The following is a 3,669-nucleotide window of genomic DNA, read 5'->3' on the forward strand; positions in this document are numbered from 1 at the left end:
TGGTGTTCCGCCGTTGCCGTGATCGTTGAGCGGTAGCCAACAAAAACCTACGTGCAGTGCGTAGGTTTTTTGTTTTTACCAGCGGTAAATCTGGCTTCGTTTCAGCGGGCTTGGTCGATTGGTTTAGCGTTGTGTCCCGTGCCTAAGGTTGACCATGATTTGCCATACCGAAATTAAAGCTACACACCCGCCCATCTGGCAGTACACCGACGAACTCCCCCCTGGCGGCGGCAATTCGCTGGCGGCGGTGGCGTTTGTTTTTGTGTTGGTGGTGACCTTGCCGGTGTATGGGCTAACGCTGTTGCTGATTACGGCGGTGGAGGCGTTAAAGGGGGTGCCACTGACTTTTGTGCAGAGCCTTACTGATCCGTGGTTTTACGCGCCGTTGTTGGGTACGGCGTTGTTGGCGGCGGGGATGTTGCGTTGGGCGGCGTCGGCGCCACGGGTGTTGGCGTTTACGTTTGATGGGGCGCAGCAGTTGTTTACGTTTACGCAAACCCGGCCGCTGCGCAAACCGGCTGAGGTGCAGGTGCCTTTTAGCGACATTCTCAGTGTCAGGCCTTATTTAATGGCTAGTTACGACACCTCTGGGCACTTTCAGGTGGCGTTTACCGGGCCTGGGGGCAAGGTGGTTGAGCATCGGCTGGGTATGCATTTTCCATTGGCGGAGATGGAGTTTCATGCGCAGTGGTTAAGGGGCTTTATCGGTGAGCGCGCCCATGAGGTGTTGAATCTGGATTTGTAAGGCGCTTGTGTTGTTTATCTATCACGCTCACTCACTGACGTTGCCTATGACTAACGACCCGTACGCGCGGTATATCCGCTTTCATACGCCCGACGCGCATATTGCCCCGCGTGAGCAGCTGCCGATGTCGGCTGAGCATTTGGCCTGGGCCAAGCAGTACGGGGTGGTGCATCAGTTCAGTTGGCTGTCGGTGTTGCTGCCACCGTTGTGCTTTGGCCCGATGCTGCCGGGCTTGGTGTTTTTGCTGGGGTTGTTGCTCTATCGGGGCATTTTCGACGGCGGTTTGGATGTCGACGGCATTATTGGTGGCTCCTTTGCTTGGCTGGCGGTGGCGACGGTGGTGTTTACCGCGGCCTGGGCGTTGCGCAATTACTGGCGCGATAAGCACGACCCGACCACGCGTTATTGGCAGCGCATGCCGGAGGCGGGCGTGGTTGAGGTGGAGCGCCATACGTTGGTCGAGGGTTTTAGTGTGTGGGCCAACAGCTATGACCCGGACTGCAACACGCTAACGCTGTGGGCCGATGGCGAGCTTAAGAGTGTGCAAGACAGTGGGGTGGCGCAGTGGGTGTTGGCCAAGACCACGGCGGGGCATTGGTTGGTGGTGAAGAAGGGTTTTTCGGGGGGCTTTAGCTATTCCCGAGAAGGGCAGATGCCGGACGCGCACTGCCATCTGCAGCCGAGGGCAGAGCTGAGCGTCGCCTTTGCGCCGGGAACCCATATTTCCCTTGGTCAACACTTTAGCGGCGCGCCGATTCCCATGGTCACTACCCCGTATTGGCTAACGGCTGATGAGCTAAAGCACTTGGCCGAGGTGGCTCACCATTGGCTGTTTTTTCCGCCTGATCGCTATGGCGTGGTGAATACGCATGATGCTGGGTGGGTGCAGCGGTTGGTGGATAAAGCGCTGGCGAGTGTGGGGCCGCAGAGTGAGCGGGGGTGACGTTTAGCAGCGTTATTTCTGTGTAGGCAGGAGTCCAGAGTGTGGCGGGGGAACGCGGTTTGCCGGGCGAGCCTGGGTCCCCGCCTGCGCGGGGACGACGGGGGTTGGTCGGGTTAACACCGTCATCCCGCGTAGGCGGGAATCCAGAGTGGGGCAGGGGTTCGCGGTTTGCTGGGCGAGTCTGGGTCCCCGCCTGCGCGGGGACGACGGGGTTGGTTGGGTTAACGCCGCCATTTCCGCGTAGGCGGGAATCCAGAGTGGGGCAGGGTATGCGGTTTGCTGGGCGAGCCTGGGGCCCTGCCTTCGCGGGGACGACGGGAGTTGGTTGGGTTAACGCCGTCATTCCCGCGTAGGCGGGAATCCGGTTTGGGCAGGGGTATGCGGTTTGCTGGGCGAGCCTGGGTCCCCGCCTGGGCGGGGACGACGGAGGTTGGTGGGGCGATACCGTCATTCCCGCGTAGGCGGGAATCCAGAGTGGGGCGGGGGATTGCAGTTTGCTGGGCGAGTCTGGGTCCCCGCCTGCGCGGGGACGACGGGGTTAGCGTTTGATCACCGTCAGCGCAATCAAGCGCGACACCACCAGTGCCAGGTGCATCACGCCGACAAATTCCTCGATCATCACCAGCGAGCGTTCCATCGGGGTGAGCGGGATGATGTCGCCCAGGCCAACGCCAGACAGGTGGTAAAGCTGAGAAATAGCAGCTCCATCCAATTGCGCAGCGCGTCAGGGTTGATCGGTGTGCCAAAAAAAGGGTCGGGCTTATTTATCTGCGCTAATTCGCTGGTGTTATTCAGCCGTTTAATAAATCCGCTGCCAATTAACCCTAAGATCGCGTCCCCCACCTGAACTACCTTCTTTATAAAGTAGTCGTGTAAATCTTTGCAAAGCATGCGTTAAATGCTTTCTCTCTTCGCTGTACAGGGTTGTTAGGCTTGCTTGAACCGCAGCAAAATATAGTTCTCAAAAATCCTTTTGATACGGGAACGCTTGCTTGATCGTAGGCGGATGCATATTCCCTGATTAGCTTTACACGTACCTTGCCAGAAGGGTGAGAGCCAGTATCAATACCCAGTACGCTAACGAGGAGATCTAAGTTGGCAGCGACTAGAGCCCAAAACTCAGGAAGTTGGGTAATTAAGACTTTTGTTGCTATCAAATCGGCCCAGGCTTCATGTTTTTTTCGCGTGATGCCTTCCGGGTTGGGGCAGTTAACGCCTTGTTTTTCGCACTCCAGAAATACGACGCCGTGGGCGGTTTCGTGAGCAATAGCAAACTTGACTAAGTAATCGGCTTGTTCGCAGGCGCCTTTTGTTAATAGCACCAGTCCTGGGCTACCACCGCCATCTATTTCCATACTGTCCGGATCTACGAAAAATTCAGTGTCCGCCATGCTGGGGTAGTGGAGTTTAAATGCAGGTAGAAATCTAGAATCAAAAAGCTCCCTTGCCGCTTCTTCTTTCATTGCGCAGTTCCTTATGCATGAGAAAAGCCAAATATTCCGTTTAATCTCGAGGGCAAGAATAGGTTAGCAGCAGTTTCAAATTGCATAGAAAATTAGCCGAACGGCATTGCTTGCGCCTGCGTAGGGCAACGGTTATTGCCACGCGTGCACGCATTTGTTGAGTACGCCCTAGCGTTTGATCACCGTCAGTGCAATCAAGCGCGACACCACCAGCGCCAGGTACATCACGCCGACAAATTCTTCGATCATTACCAGCGAGCGCGCCATCGGGGTGAGCGGGATGATGTCGCCCAGGCCAACGCCTGAGAGGGTGGTAAAGCTCAGAAATAGCAGTTCCATCCAGCTGCGCAGCCCGTCGGGGTTGATCAGCGCGCCAAAGCTGCCGGGCAGTAGCAGTTGGCAGAAGGTGTAGAGGTGGGCGAAGGCCCAGGCCAGTAGGGTAAACGTCGCGCCAGCGGCGTAGAGCTCGTCGGTGGTGGCGCGGTGGTCGGCGTTCATATAGCGGATCAGGCTGATGG

At 57.0% G+C, this 3,669-nt stretch carries 4 protein-coding genes and 1 pseudogene; 2 read left to right on the forward strand and 3 right to left on the reverse strand.

From position 1 onward, the window contains the following. The first annotated feature begins 154 nt into the window (after positions 1-154). Positions 155-745 (forward strand): hypothetical protein, encoded by a 591-nt coding sequence (locus tag AAAB16_RS15605; protein WP_340664144.1) that lies wholly within the window; start codon positions 155-157, stop codon positions 743-745. A 46-nt stretch (positions 746-791) separates the two neighbouring features. Continuing rightward, positions 792-1,688 carry a hypothetical protein gene (locus AAAB16_RS15610; protein ID WP_340664145.1) on the forward strand — a complete coding sequence of 299 codons (897 nt, stop codon included), beginning with the start codon at positions 792-794 and terminating at the stop codon, positions 1,686-1,688. A gap of 538 nt (positions 1,689-2,226) precedes the next feature. Here AAAB16_RS15610 and AAAB16_RS15615 read toward each other — a convergent pair. The 3 genes and pseudogenes from AAAB16_RS15615 to AAAB16_RS15625 form a co-directional block, all read right to left on the reverse strand. Next, positions 2,227-2,423, reverse strand: a pseudogene (locus tag AAAB16_RS15615) (ion channel); the annotation flags it as partial. A 122-nt stretch (positions 2,424-2,545) separates the two neighbouring features. Then, a complete protein-coding gene (locus tag AAAB16_RS15620) occupies positions 2,546-3,151 on the reverse strand; it encodes a hypothetical protein (RefSeq protein ID WP_110614872.1) in 606 nt (201 codons plus the stop codon). Positions 3,152-3,319: 168 nt separating this feature from the next. Then, positions 3,320-3,669, reverse strand: a 350-nt coding sequence (locus AAAB16_RS15625) for a potassium channel family protein (RefSeq protein ID WP_340664146.1), incomplete at its 5' end; no start/stop codon positions are given.

Origin of the sequence: Pseudomonas sp., assembly GCF_037994325.1 — a bacterium.
GTDB lineage: Bacteria > Pseudomonadota > Gammaproteobacteria > Pseudomonadales > Pseudomonadaceae > Aquipseudomonas.

Excerpts from the sequence above, each read along its gene's own strand:
- AAAB16_RS15605 (WP_340664144.1), top strand. The coding sequence starts at position 155 with ATGATTTGCCATACCGAAATTAAAGCTACACACCCGCCCATCTGGCAG.
- AAAB16_RS15610 (WP_340664145.1), top strand. The coding sequence starts at position 792 with ATGACTAACGACCCGTACGCGCGGTATATCCGCTTTCATACGCCCGAC.
- AAAB16_RS15620 (WP_110614872.1), bottom strand. The coding sequence starts at position 3,151 with ATGAAAGAAGAAGCGGCAAGGGAGCTTTTTGATTCTAGATTTCTACCT.